Source organism: Thioalkalivibrio thiocyanodenitrificans ARhD 1 (genome assembly GCF_000378965.1).
Classification (GTDB): domain Bacteria; phylum Pseudomonadota; class Gammaproteobacteria; order Ectothiorhodospirales; family Ectothiorhodospiraceae; genus Thioalkalivibrio_A; species Thioalkalivibrio_A thiocyanodenitrificans.
Genome location: NZ_KB900536.1, coordinates 974,547 through 991,835, shown reverse-complemented (window position 1 = coordinate 991,835; position 17,289 = coordinate 974,547). Strand labels below are relative to the sequence as shown.

The following is a 17,289-nucleotide window of genomic DNA, read 5'->3' as shown; positions in this document are numbered from 1 at the left end:
GCCCCAAGCCACCTGGGTGAACGGTCCCGATTTCGGATCCGGCGGTTCCCCGCTTTTGCGGGGCGGGAATGCAAAGTCAAGTCTTGACCCGCGCCGCCAGCAAGGGCTTAATTCCCTTTTGGTTTTCCGGGACAGGCATCCACGATGCCGGTTCTCCGCATGGATCGGCCGTAACTGGCGGGCGGTCCCGCGGACCTCGTAGGCCGGATAAGGCGCAGCCGCATCCGGCATGCCAGCGGCAAGGGTCGGCGGATGGACTTCGCTGATCCGCCCTACGGAACCACGCGTCTTCTTGCAGAAGAACAACGGGCAGCTCACCAGTGTCAAAAACGCTCATCGTCACCGGCGGAGCCGGGTTCATCGGCTCGGCAGTCATCCGTCACCTCATTCACCACACCGATTACCGGGTCGTAAACCTGGACCGGCTCACCTATGCGGGCAACCCGGATTCGGTGGCCGGGGCCGCCGGGTCCGCGCGCTACGCCTTCGAGCAGGTGGACATCCGGGACCGCCGGGCGCTGGACAGGGTGTTCGGGGAGCACCGGCCCGCCGCCGTCATGCACCTGGCGGCGGAATCCCACGTGGATCGCTCCATCGAGGGGCCCGCCGAGTTCATCGACACCAACATCGTCGGCACCAGCACACTCCTGGAGGCGGCCCGCGCCTGGTGGATCGGGCTGGAAGGCGAGGCGCGGGCGGCGTTTCGCTTTCACCACGTCTCCACCGACGAGGTGTACGGCAGCCTCGGCACGACCGGGTTGTTCACCGAGGAGACGCCGTACCAGCCCAACTCCCCCTACGCCGCCAGCAAGGCGGCCTCCGACCACCTGGTGCGCGCCTGGCACCATACCTACGGCCTGCCCGTGGTCACCAGCAACTGCTCCAACAACTACGGCCCCTGCCAGTTCCCCGAGAAGCTCATTCCGCACATGATCCTCAATGCCCTGGACGGCAAGCCCCTGCCCATCTACGGAGACGGCACCAACGTGCGCGACTGGCTCTACGTGGACGACCACGTGCGTGCCCTGGTCCGTATCCTGGAGCAGGGCCGCCCGGGCGAGACCTACAACGTGGGCGGACACAACGAGTGCACCAACATGGAGGTGGTCACCACCCTGTGCGAACTGCTCGACGAGCTGCTGCCCGAATCCCCGCATCGCCCGCACAAGTCGCTGATCACCTTCGTGAAGGACCGCCCCGGGCACGACCGGCGCTATGCCATCGACGCGGCGAAGATCGAAAAAGAGCTTGGCTGGACCCCGGAGGAGACCTTCGAGAGCGGCCTGCGCAAGACGGTGCAATGGTACCTGGAGAACCCCGAATGGTGGCGCCGGGTGCTCGACGGCAGCTACCGCCTCGAGCGCATCGGCCTCGCGGAAGGTGCCTCATGAAGGGCATCATCCTGGCGGGCGGTTCCGGCACGAGGCTGTATCCCGTGACCCAGGTGGTCTCGAAGCAGCTGCTGCCGGTCTACGACAAGCCGATGGTGTACTACCCCCTCGGTACCCTGATGCTTGCGGGCATCCGCGATATCCTGCTGATCTCCACGCCGCAGGATACGCCGCGCTTCGAGCAGCTCCTCGGTGATGGCAGCCAGTGGGGCATCAGTATCCGTTATGCCGTGCAGCCCTCGCCCGACGGCCTCGCGCAGGCCTTCCTGATCGGCAACGAATTCATCGGCGGTGACGACTGCGCGCTGATCCTGGGCGACAACATCTTCCACGGCCACGACTTCGCCCCGCAGCTCCAGCGCGCCGCCGGCAACCCCGGGGGAGGCACCGTGTTCGCCTATCCCGTGAAGGACCCGGAGCGCTACGGCGTCGTGGAATTCGACCGCGACGGCCAGGTCCTCAGCCTCGAAGAGAAACCGGCCAACCCCAAGTCCCGATACGCCGTGACCGGCCTGTACTTCTACGACAACCGGGTGGTGGACATCGCCCGGTCCCTCAAGCCGTCCGCCCGCGGTGAACTGGAGATCACCGACGTCAACAAGCAGTACCTCAGTGAAGGCCGGCTCAACGTCGAGATCATGGGCCGCGGCATGGCCTGGCTCGACACCGGCACCCACGACTCCCTGCTCGAAGCCGCCACGTTCATCGAAACCATCGAAACCCGCCAGGGCCTCAAGATCGCCTGCCCGGAAGAGATCGCCTACCGCATGCGCTACATCACCCCCGAGCAGCTCGAACAACTGGCCGAGCCCCTGAGCAAGAACGGCTACGGACAGTACCTCCTGCGTCTGTTGACCGAAAGGGTTTTTTAGTTGGGGATTTTTAATTGTCAGTTGTCAGTTGTCCGTTGTCAGTGGTTAAAGAACGACCAACAACGGACAACTGACAACTGACAGCTCCCGTACGACGTCAGTTGTCGTTCCGGCGTGGAATGATTACGGCATCATCCCCGATCCGGGCACTCACCCATCCGCGACCGACTACGCTTCAATCACTGACAACTGACAACTGACAACTGACCATTGACCACACCAGTTAAGCCGTCCGTCCAGGTCAAGTGTTGATCCCTGAAATGGACATGGGTCTAATCCCCGGCAGGGCGTTCGAACAAAAACATCCGCCAAAGCACTGATTACCTGATCAGCATCATCATTGGCGGTGAACACAATCCGGCATCGGAAGCGGCGAGCACGATCCGGCGGATGACGGTTCCCACTCCGCCAGGCACATAGAAATTGGTCCTTCGACGTCTCGAATGGTAAGCCTTTATCGGCAATGACCGGTTCGCCCGGAGGACCGGGGTTTGGCCTGGACAGGATCGCCCAGGGGAGTGGGCTCCTACAGGTGGATCAAGGCACACGCGTGTAGGAGCCCGGTCCTCCGGGCGAAAGGGGTTTGGCCTGGGCGGGATCGCCCACGGGAGTGGGCTCCTACAGGGCGGGGATCAAGGCACACGCGTGTAGGAGCCCGGTCCTCCGGGCGAAAGGGGTTTGGTTTGGGCAGGATCGCCCAGGGGACTGGGCTCCTACAACAGGGGGATCAGGGCACACGCGTGTAGGAGCCCGGTCCCCCGGGCGAAAGGGGTTTGGCCTGGGGCAGGATCGCCCACGGGAGTGGGCTCCTACAGGGGGTGTAGATCATCGCGCGGATGTTCCTGGATCCGCTGTGATGATCGAAACCACCGGAAACGTCGAGGAACCTGAGAATTGCGTAATTCGTGACTTGATTCCTTGTGTTTGGCGTGTTTTTGGGGATAGCTGTGCACGCCCCGCCTCATGCAGTTCAACGTCACGCTGTCATTAGATGTAACGCAAGATGTAACGCACTGACGGTCAGGGAGATTCATGCGCACGGAACACGTCTTGACCGGATACGAGCGATGACGGAACTGTACCTGGTGCCCGCCTTCGGTCTTCCGTGGCTGGCGTTCTCGCTGCTCGTCTACGCGCTTGTGTTTCATCCGTCCCGGGAAAGGGGCAGCCTGCCGCTCGCCGTCGCTTTCGGATTCCCGCTCAGTGCGCTGGCCATGACCGCGACCCTGGTGGTGATCGACGCGGCCGGCTATCCGTTGAGTATCGCTCCTGGCCTGCTGCTCTCCCTGCTGGTCGCCGCGGGCACGGTGGTCAGGCTCCGGCTTGCCGGACGCAGTCCGGCGTCCGCCGTGCCCGCCGTGTCGCGGGTATCGGCGGGCCGCTGGTATGCCCTTCTCGCGGGTCTGCTGCTGATGCTCCTCGCATTGCGTTTCGGCAGCCTGATCCATGAAGTGGTGCGTCTGCCCACGTATCCCTGGGACGCGTGGACCACCTGGATCTATCGTGCCCTGCTGTGGTTCGAGCAAGGAGAGCTTGTGGAGTTCGTCGCCCCGGCCGCGCAGCCCCACCTGCAGCCTCCCGAAACCTGGCAGCTCGCCGCCTGGCACTACCCCGCCTTTGTTTCCCTGGCGGCCACCTGGGGCCTGCTGGCCACCGGCGTGAAATCCGACCTCGCCGTCGGGTTGCCCTGGCTGCTGTGCTGGTTCGCGCTGCTCGCCGGCGCCTATGGCACCGTCGTCCGGCTGAGCGGCTCGTGGGTGGCCGGGGTCGCGGTCGCCTATGTGCTCGGCTCGTTGCCGATGCTCTCCACGCACGCCGCCCTGGCGGGCTATGCGGATCTGTGGATCACGGTCATTCTGGGGCTGGCCGTCATGGGCGCCCTGTTATGGATCCATACCGGGCAGCATCGCCTCGCTTGGGTCGTGCTGCCGGCGGCCCTGGCGTTACCGTTCGTCAAGCTGGAGGGCATGCTGTGGTTTTTGTGCCTGTTGCCGCTCGCCGTCGTGTGGGTGGTTTCCGGCCGTTGGCTGATGGTGGCCGCGTTGATGGGGGTCGCCGTGCTGGCGTGGGTCTCGCTGGGATTCAATCTCTATCTGCCTCTGCCGATGGACCCGGGTGCGATCGGGCTGCGGGACGGACTGCTGCATGTGCCGCTGGTCGGCACCTTCGCCTGGGAGGTCATGCCGGGTGCGTGGCGGCCGCTGGTCCTCAATATGTTCGCCCTGGCGAACTGGCACCTGCTTTGGTTCGTCGCCGCGATTGCGCTGATCGCCGGCGTGTATCTCGGGCGGCATGACCGCCTGATCCGGGCCACCTCCGCGGTACTGATTCCCGCCGTCGCCGTGTTCTATGTGATGTTCTTCTACTCGGAGGCCGGCGCCTGGAGCGCCGACTTCACCGCCACCAATCGCCTGCTGCTGCACTGGAGTGCCGTGTTCGTTGTGCACACATGGCTGGTGATCGAATACATGCGCAACCGCACCGACCTGTCCGCGCGGCCCGGCCATGCCGGCGTGAGCGCATGACGGCTTCCGTGCTCCATATCGGGAAGTTCTTCCCGCCGGCCCATGGCGGCATGGAGAGGTTTCTCGCCGACCTGGTCCGCGCCCAGCGTGCCGGGGGTGTCGACGCCGCGGCATTGGTGCACGGCACCCCGTTGCCGGACGATCCGGACTGGCTCATCCGTGTACCCGTGAAGGGCTCGCTGCTCTACACGCCGCTTGCGCCGGGCTTTCGCGGGGCGCTGTCCGCCGCGATCCGCCGCTTCCGGCCGGATCTCCTGCACCTGCACCTGCCCAACCCGTCGGCGCTCTGGGCACTCTCCCTCGCGGCCGCGCGGGACCTCCCGTGGGTGGTGCACTGGCACTCCGATGTCGTGGGGCCGCGAGACCATGGCGCCGTGAACGCGGCCTATCGTGTCTACCGTCCGTTCGAGCAGGCTGTTCTGGAGCACGCGGACCGCATCATCGTGACGTCACCGCCCTACCTGAAGGCATCCGAACCCCTGGCCGGCTGGCGCGATGCTTGCGCGGTGATTCCGCTGGGCCTGGATCTGCACCGGTTGCCCGATGACCCCGGGCCCGCCCCCCCGGACCTCTGGCCGCCGGGTGTTCTGCGCCTGCTGTCCATCGGCCGGCTCTCCCATTACAAGGGTTACGAGACCCTGGTGCGCGCCGTGGCCGGAATGAACGGTGTCCATCTCGTCATCGTGGGGGAGGGCGAGTCACGGGCCGAACTGGAACGGCTCATCGCCGACACCACGCCCGCGGGCCAGTCGCCTCGGGTGACCCTCGCCGGCGCCGCGTCCGGGGCGGAGAAATGGGCCATGCTGGCGGCATGTGACGTCTTCTGCCTGGCCTCGCGCGTGCGCACGGAGGCCTTCGGGCTGGCCGTCCTGGAGGCCATGCGTTATGCACGGCCCTGCCTGGTGAGCGACCTGCCCGGGTCCGGGCTGCCCTGGCTGGTGGAAAGCTCCGGTGCCGGCCGAACGGTCCCGCCCGACGATATCCCCGCCTGGCGCGACGCCATCGCCGCCATGGGCAGCGAGCCCGACCGGGCGCGGGCCATGGGCCGCGCCGGCCGGAAAGCCGCGTTCTCGCGTTTCGATATCCGCACCTGCGAGCACGCCGTCCGGGATCTGTACGCCGGGATGGATTTGGCCATTCCCGCGGACGCGCCGCCCGAGCAGCCGATGATGGTCATTCCCGCCCGTGACGAGGCAGAGACCATTGGCGCGGTAGTCGAAGCGTTGCGTGCCGAGGGCTGGAAGCACATCGTCGTAATTGATGATCAGAGCCGCGACGACACGGCGCAGTGCGCATCCCGCGCCGGCGCCGTTGTCCTATCGGCCACGCTTCCCCTCGGTGCCTGGGGGGCCACCCAGACCGGCATCCGCTATGCGCTGCGCCGGGGCTTTCGCCAGGTGGTCACGCTTGACGCGGACGGCCAGCACGAACCGGCACATGTCCGGGATCTGCTGCAAGCCGCCAGGGGCAGCGATGTGGTCATCGGGGCCTGCACCGGGCGCGGCAGCCGGCTGCGCAAGATCGCCTGGGGCTATTTCCGGTTCATCACGGGCTTCGGCATCGAGGACATCACCTCGGGTTTTCGCTGTTACAATAGCGCGGCATGCGAAGTGCTCACGGGGGTCGAGGCGACGCTCTTCGACTACCAGGATGTGGGCGTGCTGCTGCTGTTGCGGGCCAACGGCCTGAAGATCACGGAGGTGCCGGTCGAGATGAACGAGCGCGCCAACGGTCACTCGCGTGTCTTTGCCAACTGGTGGCGGGTGGCCCGCTACATGGCCGAAAGCACCTTGCTGTGCTGCGCCCGGTGGCATCCGAAGCACTACGGAAGGTGACCATGCAACTGACCGTGACAACGACGATCCTGGGAGTTGGCCTGGCGGCCACCATACTGGTGCTCATCCGGCGCGACCACCTGCGTCTCAGTCACGGCGTCTTCTGGATTGCCGTCGCCGCCATCGCCGTGATCTTCGGCGCCGTGCCGGGCCTGATCGACCGGATCGCCGGCCTTTTCGGTGTCGCCTATCCGCCCGCGTTCCTGCTGCTGGGCGCCGTCATCGTGCTGTTCGTAAAATCGTTGCTGGCGGACATCGCGAACACACGCAACGAACGCCGGTTGCGCAGGCTCAACCAGCAACTGGCGCTTTATGAAAGAAAGACGCGGGATGAGGGATGACGAATAACCTGGTCTGGCATCATGCCACCGTCAGGCGCGAAGATCGCCGGCGTCTCAACGGGCACGGCAGCGCCGTGCTGTGGTTCACCGGCCTGTCGGGCGCGGGAAAGTCCACGCTTGCCCATGGCGTTGAGGAAAAGCTGCACGAGCAGGGTTGTGTCACGTATGTGCTGGATGGCGACAACGTCCGGCACGGCCTCTGCGGTGATCTCGGCTTCTCGGAGGAGGATCGGAGCGAGAACGCGCGCCGTGTCGGCGAAGTGGCGAAGCTTTTCGTCGATGCCGGCGTGATCATACTGACCGCGTTCATCTCTCCGTTTGCAGCGGACCGCCAGCGGGTGCGCGGCCTGGTGATGCCGAATGATTTTCTGGAGATCTACTGCCGCTGCCCGGTGGAGGTCTGCGAAACCCGCGATGTGAAGGGGCACTATGAGCGCGCCCGCACCGGTGAGATCAAGGAGTTCACGGGTATCTCCGCGCCCTACGAGGAGCCATTGAACCCGGAACTGGTGGTGGACACCGACCGGCTCTCGCTCGAGGAGTCCGTCGATCGGGTGCTCGCCTTGCTGCGCGAGCGGGCCATCATCGACCTCTCCCGATCCCCGGCCTCGACGTCATCCACCCCGCGCCCGCGGGCGCCTGTCGGTACGGACGGGGATGAACCATGATCGGCATCGTCAGGCCGGTCTGGAACTTCCGCGGTTTCATCCTCGGCAGCGTCAAGCGCGAGTTCCAGTCCAAGTACCGGCGCTCCATGCTGGGGGGCGCCTGGACCATCATCCAGCCCCTGAGCATGATCGTGGTCTACACGCTCATCTTCTCCCAGATCATGCAGGCCAGGCTGCCCGGGGTGGAGAGCCCGTTCGCCTACAGCATCTACCTGTGCGCCGGCATCATCACCTGGGGCCTGTTCGCCGAAATCGTCAGCCGCAGCCAGACCATGTTCATCGAGAACGCGAACCTGCTGAAGAAGGTAAGCTTCCCCCGGCTTTGCCTGCCCGTGATCCTGTCGCTGAACGCCCTGGTCAACTTTGTCCTGATCTTCGGCTTGTTCATCGTCTTCCTGGTCGCGGTCGGCGCGTTCCCCGGCTGGGCCATGCTCGCCATGATCCCGTTGCTGGTCATTCAGTTGCTGTTTTCCCTGGGGCTGGGCGTCTCCCTGGGCATTCTCAACGTCTTCTTCCGCGACGTTGGCCAGACGGTGACCGTGGTCCTCTTCTTCTGGTTCTGGCTTACCCCCATCGTCTACCCCGCCGCCATCCTGCCCGACAGGGTCGAGGCGATGCTTCGTTACAATCCCATGTATCCGCTCATGTCTGCCTATCAGGACATCATGGTCTACGCTCAGGCGCCGGATTGGGGGTCCCTCTGGCCGGTGACACTGGCCGGCATCGTGCTCTGTGCCCTGGGCGTGCGTTTGTTCCTGCGCCGCGCCGGCGAGATGGTGGACGAACTCTGATGGGCAGTGTCGCCGTGACCAACGTGTCCAAGGCCTACAAGCGCTACCCGACGCGCTGGTCGCGCCTGGTGGAATGGATGGCTCCCTTCGCCGGACCCCGGCATGAACTCACCTGGGTGCTGAAGGACATTCACTTCACCGTCGAGCCGGGGGAGGCCGTGGGCATCGTCGGTATCAACGGCGCCGGCAAGAGCACCCTGCTCAAGATCATCGCCGGGACCACCCAGCCCACCACCGGCAGCGTCCACGTCAACGGCCGAATGGCCGCGCTGCTGGAACTCGGCATGGGCTTTGATCCGGAGTTCACCGGCCGCCAGAACGTCTACATGGCCGGCCAGATCATGGGCTTCACCGTCGCCGAAATCGAGCGCATGATGCCGGAGATCGAGGCCTTCGCCGAGATCGGCGAGTACATCGACCAGCCGGTGCGCGTGTATTCCAGTGGCATGCAGATGCGCCTTGCCTTCAGCGTCGCTACGGCCCGGCGGCCTGGGATCCTCATCGTTGACGAGGCCCTGTCCGTCGGTGATGCCTATTTTCAGCACAAGAGCTTCGACCGTATCCGCCAATTCCGCAAGCAGGGCACCACGCTGCTGATCGTTTCGCATGACAGGTTGGCTATCCAGAGCCTGTGCGACCGCGCCATTCTGCTTGAGGACGGCTTCGTCATCAGGGACGGAAATCCGGAGGAGGTGATGGACTTCTATAACGCCATCATCGCCGAAAAGGAGAACGCCACCGTCGAAGTGAAGCGGCTTGAGGATGGGAGGGCGCAGACGACTTCAGGAACTGGCGAGGCTGCCGTCGAGGACATTGCGCTGATCGACGCCTCGGGCCGGCGGGTCGAGTGCATCGACGTCGGGGCGCCGGTCACGCTGCGTGTCGTCGTTCGCGTATATCGGGACATCGACCGCCTCGTGTTCGGTTACGGCATCAAGGATCGCCTTGGACAGGTAATGTACGGGACCAACACCCACCTCAGGGACCAGGCGTTGTCGAGCGTTTCGGCCGGAGCGACGGTCGTGTATGAAATCGCCTTCCCCGCCAATCTCGGACCGGGGAGCTATTCGGTCCAGACGGCGCTGTGCAGCACGGATACCCATCTCGTTGATAATTACGAATGGCGTGACCTCGCTTTGGTGTTCAATGTCGTGAATATCAGCAAGACACACTTTGCCGGCTGTGCGTGGATCGATCCCGAAATCAGAATCAGTATGTCATGACGTTCGTTTCTTACGCCCAGAACTTTGAAGACGTCATGCTTTGGCGTGCGCTCAAGCATGTCGAAAGCGGATTTTACATCGATGTTGGCGCCAACGATCCAGAGATCGATTCGGTGACGAAGGCCTTCTATGATCGTGGCTGGCAGGGTATCAACATCGAGCCCGTCGCACAGTGGTTCCAGCGACTTGAGGAGCAGCGCCCTCGGGACATCAACCTGCAGATGGCGGTGGGCGCGAAGCAGGGCGAAGTCGTGATCTATGAGTTGCCGGATACGGGGCTTTCGACGACGGACAAGGCGACGGCCGAGCGTCACGAAGCCGAGCGTGGTTATAAAAAACTTGAAAATGCCGTGCCCGTTGAAACGCTGACATCCATCTGCCGGCGCCTTCATGTGGCCCCCATCCATTTCCTGAAAATAGACGTGGAAGGGGCGGAAAAAGATGTTCTCGAAGGGCTCGATCTCTCGATTATTCGTCCGTGGGTCATCGTCGTCGAATCGACATTGCCGAATACGCAAATCGAAGATTACGCGGAATGGGAGCCGATTCTTTGTGACGCCGATTATGATTATGTCTATTTCGACGGGCTGAACCGCTATTACGTGGCATATGAGCATCATGAGTTGAAGGCGCATTTCATAACGCCACCGAACGTTTTTGACGAATTTATGCCCGCGCGGCAATTTGCCTCCGAGTTAAGGACTCGGGTAGCAGAAGAAGAAGCTGCTGCCGCCGATGCCCGAGCGGCCAAGCAGGAGGGGCTGGCGGCAGCGGCTGAGGCTTCCGCGGGAGAACAGGAGAAGCGGGCCGTAGCGGCCGAGGCACTTGCGGCGGAGCAGGAGAAACGGGCTGTAGCAGCTGAGGCACTTGCGGCGGAGCAGGAGAAACGGGCTGTAGCAGCCGAGGCACTTGCGACGGAGCATGAGAAACGGGCTGTAGCGGCCGAGGCACTTGCGACGGAACGGGGGGAGCAGGCTGTAGCAGCCGAGGACCGTGCCCAGAGCGCGAAGGCCGAAGCAGAGGCGCTTCGTAGAAGCCTCTCCTGGCGCATCACGGCACCCTTGAGATGCGGGCTGGATTTCATGCGGTTGCTCACCGGGTGCAGGGCGGGCCCGGTGACACCGCCACGATGGTTCCATGGGGCCGTGTTCCATTCCCTCGGCAACCCGCGGCTCGTCGCGTGTGTGCACCGCTGCCTGCGACCGTTCCCGCGGCTCCATGCCGCTGCCACTCGGGTCGTGACCCGGATCGTGCCACCGCCGTTTGCTTCGGTGAATGGAAAGGCAGATGCCGACCGAACCGGGGAGGATGAGAGTTTGCAGCAACTCCCCCCAAGGGCCCGGCGGATCCATGCGGACCTGAAGGCAAGATTGGAGAAACACGGGACAGAGCACTGATGCGGATCGTGATCGACATGCACGGAGCGCAAACCGAAAGCCGTTTTCGCGGTATCGGCCGGTACACGATGTCGTTTGCACAGGCCGTCGTGCGTAACCGGGGCGAGCACGAAGTCATCCTCGCACTGAGTGGCCTCTTCCCCGACACAATCGAGATCATTAGGGCGGCATTTGACGGACTTATTCCCCAAGAGAGTATAAGGGTCTGGCATGCGCCTGATCCCGCAAAGAAGGGCTTACAGGAAAGGGAATCACGGTATGAGGTGGCCCAGCTTCTTCGCGAGGCATTCCTGGAAAGTCTCCAGCCGGATGTTGTCCATCTGAGCAGCCTTTTCGAAGGCTTTAGTGACAGTGCGGCCGCTAACATCGGTTGTCACAATACCTCCTATCTGGTGAGTGTATCGCTGTATGACCTCATCCCGTTGCTGAATCCAGACCAGTATCTTAAGCCATATCCCGAGTTCGCACGCTTTTATGAAAGCAAGCTCCGTGAGGCTAAGAAGGCAGCTTTATATCTGACGATATCGGAGTCATCTCGTCAGGAAGCGATACGATATTTGGGTGTGCCAGAAGAAAGCGTGGTCAATATTTCCACGGCGACAGAGCCACGCTTTGGTGTTCTCGACATGAAGCCAGCGATTTCCGCGGGATTCCGCCGGAAGCTCAGCTTGACCCGACCCTTCATTCTCTATACCGGTGGGGCTGATGACCGGAAGAATTTGGCTCGCTTGATTCAAGCATTCGGGAAAATACCGCAGCCACTTCGGAGCAAATACCAATTGCTGCTGGCGGGGATGATGCCAGAGTATCAAGTAGCGCAGCTCAAGCATAAAGCACGAGTTGCTGGCCTTGAAGCCGATGATGTGTGCTTCACGGGATACATATCTGACGATGACCTTATCAAGCTGTACAACTTTTGCGAGTTCTTCGTGTTCCCGTCTTGGCACGAGGGTTTTGGTCTCCCTGCGCTCGAAGCAATGGCTTGCGGTGCCCCGGTAATCGGATCAAATACATCGAGTATTCCCGAGGTGATTGGTCTGGATGACGCCTTGTTTGATCCGTTTGACGTTGACGCAATCGCTGCCAAGATGGTGAGAGTGCTGGAGGATGGTGTATTTCGCGCGATGCTAAGAGAGCATGGCCTGAAACAGGCAAAAACGTTTGCATGGGATGATACGGCCAGGCGCGCGTTCAATGCATGGGAGTCGGTGTGCGATACACGTGAGCGTCACAACGCACTTGGCTGGTCAGCATTGAGCGCGAGCGCAATGCTTGTTGAAAACTTGACGGAGAAGATTTCTAGAAACAAAGCGGACGAACTGCCAGTACTTGCCGACTGCCTTGCAAAAAATCACGCCGCCGGATCCGTGCGTCAACTATTCGTGGATGTGTCGGAGATTAGCCGGCACGATGCTGCTACTGGTATACAGCGCGTTGTTCGTAGTTACCTGAATTGGCTGCTGCAATTGCCACCCCCTGGGTTCAGGGTCGAGCCGATCTACGCAACACAGAATGAAGGCTATCGTTATGCACGCCGATTTTCCCAGCGCTTCCTGGGTCAGGATGCCACGGACGCATCCGACGACCCTGTGCGCTGGCAACGCGGCGATGTCTTCTTTGGCTTGGACATGCAGCACCATGTCCAGCTCGCACATGCGTCGTTTTACCGTCAGCTCATGCAGGATGGCGTGACTGTCAAGTTTCTTGTCTATGACTTGCTGCCGATCAAGTTGGCTGATCTGTTTAAGGACTCGAACGCGAAAGAGCTACACGAACGATGGCTGACGTTGATTGCCGGTACGGATGGCGCTGTGTGTATTTCAAAGGCCACAGCCGACGCCTTCGAAACCTGGATCAATGAAGCCGGTGTCCCGCGATCGCCGACGTTTCGCACATGTTGGGTGCATATTGGGGGTGATATCGACGGCTCCAATCCTTCCCGTGGCTTGCCAGGTGGCGCCGAGAAAATCCTGGAAACCCTGCGTCAACGACCGACCTTGCTTTGTGTCTCCACTCTGGAACCACGCAAGCAGCAGCAACAAGTACTCGAAGCTGTCGAGCAGCTATGGCAAGAAGGCACGGATCTGAATCTCGTTCTTGTCGGCCAGGAAGGTTGGCAAACAGAATCCCTCGCCAATCGACTGCGCAGTCATTACGAACAGGGAAAACGCCTCTATTGGCTTGAGGGCATTAGCGATGAATACCTTGAAAGAGTCTACGCAGCCAGCACCTGCCTCGTTGCAGCCAGTATCGACGAAGGATTCGGTCTTTCCCTTATAGAGGCCGCACGCCACGGGATCCCGATCATTGCGCGCGATATACCAGTGTTTCGAGAGGTCGCTGGTCGTCACGCTTACTATTTCTGCGGTGAAACGCCGCATGACTTCGCTCAGGCACTCAAGGCATGGCTCGGTCTGTACCACGCGGGCCAGCATCCGCACTCCACCTCGATGCCATGGTCGACTTGGCAGGAAAGTGCCGAAAAACTCAAGACAGCGCTGATCGAGCAGAACTACCCACGCCGGCAACTTCTGGTGGATGTTTCTGAACTGGTGCAGCGCGATGCCAGAACCGGCATCCAGCGTGTGGTGCGCACTATGCTGAGAGAGTTGTTAAGCCATCCGCCAAACGGATACCGCATCGAGCCTGTGTACGCCGCGCTGACGCATGGATATCGATATGCGAGGCGCTTTACCTGTGAGTTTTTTGGAGGGAGCCCTGCATCGCTCCCGGATGAACTCGTGGATTGCGCGCCGGGCGATATATTCTTCGGCTTAGATCTCCAGCCGCAATCCGTTCCAGCGCAAACAGACTACTTGCACAAACTTCATCAGCAGGGAGTAAGTATCTATTTCATGGTTTATGATCTGATTGCCGTGAATAGGCCGGAATTTTTTCCGAAAGATATGGAAGACTGCTATCAAAGATGGCTCCAAGCCATAACGCAGTTTGATGGAGCCGTCTGCATTTCGAAATCTGTGGCGCAAGAGCTTCGTGAATGGCTTTGCAAACAAGAAACAAAGCGCCTCTGTCCCTATAGGATCGACTGGATTCATCTTGGTACAGACAATCTCAATATGAATACAGTAAATGTTTCCACGGATAAATCGAATGTTGTTTTGCGGCGAATGCGAGAAGCACCATCTTTTGTAATGGTCGGGACACTGGAACCCCGGAAAGGCCATGCGCAAGTCCTTGCCGCGTTTGATCTTCTGTGGAGAAGAGGGGTGGATGTCAATTTGGTGATTGTAGGAAAGGGGGGGTGGATGGTCGACAAACTGATGGAAAGTCTGCGCAATCATTCCGAAAGAGATAGACGACTTTTCTGGCTTGACGGTATTTGCGACAAATATCTTGACCAAGTTTATTCTGCCAGTGACTGTTTGATTGCTGCGTCCGAGGCGGAAGGTTTCGGATTGCCGATTATAGAGGCCGCCAAGCACAGTACCCCGATTATCGCCCGAGACATCCCGGTTTTTCGTGAGGTGGCCGGGGCGTACGCATACTATTTCCCCGATAACACCTCGCCGGAGGTGTTGGAACGGACAGTGCAGGAGTGGCTTGCTTTGTACGAGAAGGATAGCCATCCGAAATCAGATTTGATGCCATGGATGACTTGGGAACAGAGTGCCCGACAGTTACTCGATGTCGTTCTGGAGCGGAGTATCGAGTCAGAGACGCTTACGGAGGCTTCGGCCCAACGGTCGGCGTAGTGTTAAACGGGCACAATAATGAAGGGCAACTGCGTGGCGCTCTGGGAGGTTCCCATAACCTCCTGATTGTCCGTTCAGACAAGTAGAAAATAAGGCCTCTTTATGATGAATGGAATCGTGTTGGCACTTTGCTTTACAGGTGCCGTGGTGGCGTTTCGGCAGTGCGAGTCCACATCGCCATTCGGGCCTTCGGAGTTGGATCGCTTATTCGTCTCCGCGACGCTGGCCTTTCTTCTGCTTGGTGCAACGGCGCTCGCGAGTGTACGCCTGGGAATCTTCTCGGCGACGCTGGTATCGGTCCTAACGTTGGTGCTATCGGCAGCGGCGTTTGGCGCAAGTCTCGCGATCAAATCGAAGGCCGACCGCAACACAGGGAATGCCATTCCGGCAGCGCTGGTTCTTGGCGGACTTGGTGTCCTGTGTTTGCTGCTCTATGCCTGGTACCCAACCTATTACCTTCTTGGGTGGAGGGACCACGGACTTTATCTGATATTTGCCCATCATATTTCCTACACCGGGGGGCTGGACCTGGATCTTCCGTGGTTGGCCGACATCCACGAACGCGTTGGTGATGCCGTACTGCTTGGCTATCCGGGGATATACAGCGCCTACAACAGGGGCTTAAGTGACAGTCCTTCGACACTTATTCCTCAGTTTATGCATCTATTCCCGGCGTATGGGGCGTTGAGCCACCAGGTCGCGGGACTCGAAGGCGTTGTTCGGACAAATGCGGTAATCGCCTTTTTTGCCCTCTGGTCCTTCTTCATGGTGTCTCGACGGATTGTCGGAGATCGGTGGGGGTTGGCCGCCACGTTTCTTCTGGCGATCAATGCGTCCATGGTATGGGTGACCAGATCGACCTTCACCGAACCTCTCCAGATCGTAGTCCTATTTACGGGCGTGTATTTACTTCTTAAGGCGACCGACAGAGAGTCGGCTTGGTGGGCGCTTCTTGCGGGCGTTGTGCTGGGGCTCGGGGTGTTCAACCGACTGGATGCACTCATAGCTGTTTTGGTGATAGTTGGTTTCGCTCTGTACGCTTGTATTAAGCGCCCGGAACTCAAAAAAGCGGGTCTCTGCTTGGTCGGTTCCTATCTTGGGATCAGTACCCTGGGATTAGTGGATGGTTATCTTCACGCATATCCCTATTTGTTTGACCTCTGGGCACATGGGTCTCTCAAGCAACTCGTGATTGCCAACTATGTGTTTGGGTTTGGTGCGGGTATTGCTCTAATTGTCCGCGGTAACGATAGGTGGCGAGGTACTTTGGCCCGCTATCTGGACAAGGCGTTACCACTGGTGCTTTCGGGGATTGTAGGTTGGGTTGTGATTCGTTATGGGCTGTCCTTCTCAAACGACGCCGACTTCCCATTGCGCTCGGTTCGCGAACTAGGATGGTATGTGACGCCACTTGCACTTGTCTTGTCGGTCGTAGGCGTCTGGGTACTTTATAGAGAAAGGCAATGGCTTTACATACTGACCATTGGTGGCGTGTTTCTGGCTACCTTGTTTGTCTACACATGGCGACCAAGTATCACCCCAGACCATTTCTGGGCCTCCAGAAGATGGCTGAGTTACTGCATCCCGTTGATCGTGCTGTTCTCCGTGAAGGCCGTTCAATTTGGACACCAGACCTTAGTAAACAGGGGGTATCCGATTTCCGTATCCGGCGTGGTCATACTGGCGCCGCTGGCTTGGTATCTATGGGGGACCATGACCCTGGTGACACCTTTCTGGTCGACGTCGCTGCTGGCTGCCTATCCGTATGAGTACGAAAGATTGGCGACCGAACTTGAGAGAAACGACTCTGCCAAAGTCTACGCCACGAGAGATGGTCATCTGGCCGGCGTACTGACCTACGTATACGGTATTCCGACGGTGCTCGTTCGCAGTAATGGATTTGAGGTATTCAGGGAGGAACTGGGCGACCAGGCGTGGGCAATTGGTGGCGCGCGGCAAGTGATCAGTCCACAGAGAATTTCGCTTGGAAGCGGGCCGAAATGGTGTGGAGAGTACACGGAAAGTGTGCGAGGGGGACGTCCCGAGAAGTTGATATCGCGTTGTCATTACGTTTCAGTCGAACCATTGAGCCATGCCGGAACGGCGGTGTGCGACTCAGATTCGATCGCGGTGGGTGATCCGTTACTTCACACGCGTGTGGGTAAACTCGATCAGAAAGGACGCACGCTGACGTCGATCGGACAGCCCGGGTTTCTTCAGTTTGGCCCGTATGTCAGTGCGACTCCTGGGAAGTACAGGGTGACATGGTACGGGTCGATGTTGGAGTCGGTGACGGCGGACATTGGCGAAGTGGATGTGGTTGCAGATAAAGGGGGAACAATGATCGCGCAGCGGCTGGTGCAGGTTACTGATCCAGAGTCAGACAATGGGAGCTTAGTCCATCTGGATTTTAATGTTTTAGCTGAGGTCAGAGATTTGGAGTTCCGCTTCAGAATAGCCGAGGCAATTGTTGAACTGACTCACATACAGGTGGAATGTATTGAGTGACTCGCTAGATTTTATGTTTTGAATA

At 60.3% G+C, this 17,289-nt stretch carries 11 protein-coding genes; all 11 read left to right on the top strand.

Annotated elements, in window-relative coordinates:
• Positions 1–320: 320 nt before the first annotated feature.
• On the top strand, positions 321–1,391 hold the full coding sequence (gene rfbB, locus THITHI_RS0104635) for a dTDP-glucose 4,6-dehydratase (RefSeq protein WP_018231909.1): 1,071 nt from the start codon (positions 321–323) through the stop codon (positions 1,389–1,391).
• Positions 1,388–2,263 carry a glucose-1-phosphate thymidylyltransferase RfbA gene (rfbA, locus tag THITHI_RS0104630; RefSeq protein ID WP_018231908.1) on the top strand — a complete coding sequence of 292 codons (876 nt, stop codon included), beginning with the start codon at positions 1,388–1,390 and terminating at the stop codon, positions 2,261–2,263. Before rfbB ends, rfbA begins: the two co-directional genes overlap by 4 nt.
• A 1,067-nt stretch (positions 2,264–3,330) precedes the next feature.
• Positions 3,331–4,788, top strand: coding sequence for a hypothetical protein (locus tag THITHI_RS19720; RefSeq protein WP_018231907.1), 1,458 nt, complete (start codon positions 3,331–3,333; stop codon positions 4,786–4,788).
• A complete protein-coding gene (locus tag THITHI_RS0104620; protein ID WP_018231906.1) occupies positions 4,785–6,623 on the top strand; it encodes a glycosyltransferase in 1,839 nt (612 codons plus the stop codon). Before THITHI_RS19720 ends, THITHI_RS0104620 begins: the two co-directional genes overlap by 4 nt.
• A 2-nt stretch (positions 6,624–6,625) precedes the next feature.
• The gene (locus THITHI_RS0104615; protein ID WP_018231905.1) at positions 6,626–6,964 is read left to right on the top strand and encodes a DUF2304 domain-containing protein; all 339 of its coding nucleotides are present in this window, start codon (positions 6,626–6,628) and stop codon (positions 6,962–6,964) included.
• Positions 6,961–7,632, top strand: a complete 672-nt coding sequence (gene cysC / locus THITHI_RS0104610; RefSeq protein ID WP_018231904.1) for an adenylyl-sulfate kinase — start codon at positions 6,961–6,963, stop codon at positions 7,630–7,632. The genes THITHI_RS0104615 and cysC overlap by 4 nt, the downstream gene beginning before the upstream one ends.
• Positions 7,629–8,423 (top strand): ABC transporter permease, encoded by a 795-nt coding sequence (locus THITHI_RS0104605; protein ID WP_018231903.1) that lies wholly within the window; start codon positions 7,629–7,631, stop codon positions 8,421–8,423. Before cysC ends, THITHI_RS0104605 begins: the two co-directional genes overlap by 4 nt.
• Positions 8,423–9,646, top strand: coding sequence for an ABC transporter ATP-binding protein (locus THITHI_RS0104600; RefSeq protein ID WP_018231902.1), 1,224 nt, complete (start codon positions 8,423–8,425; stop codon positions 9,644–9,646). The genes THITHI_RS0104605 and THITHI_RS0104600 overlap by 1 nt, the downstream gene beginning before the upstream one ends.
• Positions 9,643–11,043 (top strand): FkbM family methyltransferase, encoded by a 1,401-nt coding sequence (locus THITHI_RS0104595; protein WP_018231901.1) that lies wholly within the window; start codon positions 9,643–9,645, stop codon positions 11,041–11,043. Before THITHI_RS0104600 ends, THITHI_RS0104595 begins: the two co-directional genes overlap by 4 nt.
• Positions 11,043–14,756, top strand: coding sequence for a glycosyltransferase family 4 protein (locus THITHI_RS18470; protein WP_018231900.1), 3,714 nt, complete (start codon positions 11,043–11,045; stop codon positions 14,754–14,756). The genes THITHI_RS0104595 and THITHI_RS18470 overlap by 1 nt, the downstream gene beginning before the upstream one ends.
• Before the next feature lie 102 nt (positions 14,757–14,858).
• Positions 14,859–17,264, top strand: a complete 2,406-nt coding sequence (locus THITHI_RS0104585) for a glycosyltransferase family 39 protein (RefSeq protein WP_018231899.1) — start codon at positions 14,859–14,861, stop codon at positions 17,262–17,264.
• The last annotated feature ends 25 nt before the right edge of the window (positions 17,265–17,289 follow it).

Excerpts from the sequence above, each read along its gene's own strand:
- THITHI_RS19720 (WP_018231907.1), top strand. The coding sequence starts at position 3,331 with ATGACGGAACTGTACCTGGTGCCCGCCTTCGGTCTTCCGTGGCTGGCG.
- THITHI_RS0104595 (WP_018231901.1), top strand. The coding sequence starts at position 9,643 with ATGACGTTCGTTTCTTACGCCCAGAACTTTGAAGACGTCATGCTTTGG.
- THITHI_RS0104605 (WP_018231903.1), top strand. The coding sequence starts at position 7,629 with ATGATCGGCATCGTCAGGCCGGTCTGGAACTTCCGCGGTTTCATCCTC.
- THITHI_RS0104600 (WP_018231902.1), top strand. The coding sequence starts at position 8,423 with ATGGGCAGTGTCGCCGTGACCAACGTGTCCAAGGCCTACAAGCGCTAC.
- rfbA (WP_018231908.1), top strand. The coding sequence starts at position 1,388 with ATGAAGGGCATCATCCTGGCGGGCGGTTCCGGCACGAGGCTGTATCCC.
- THITHI_RS0104620 (WP_018231906.1), top strand. The coding sequence starts at position 4,785 with ATGACGGCTTCCGTGCTCCATATCGGGAAGTTCTTCCCGCCGGCCCAT.
- THITHI_RS18470 (WP_018231900.1), top strand. The coding sequence starts at position 11,043 with ATGCGGATCGTGATCGACATGCACGGAGCGCAAACCGAAAGCCGTTTT.
- THITHI_RS0104585 (WP_018231899.1), top strand. The coding sequence starts at position 14,859 with ATGATGAATGGAATCGTGTTGGCACTTTGCTTTACAGGTGCCGTGGTG.
- cysC (WP_018231904.1), top strand. The coding sequence starts at position 6,961 with ATGACGAATAACCTGGTCTGGCATCATGCCACCGTCAGGCGCGAAGAT.
- THITHI_RS0104615 (WP_018231905.1), top strand. The coding sequence starts at position 6,626 with ATGCAACTGACCGTGACAACGACGATCCTGGGAGTTGGCCTGGCGGCC.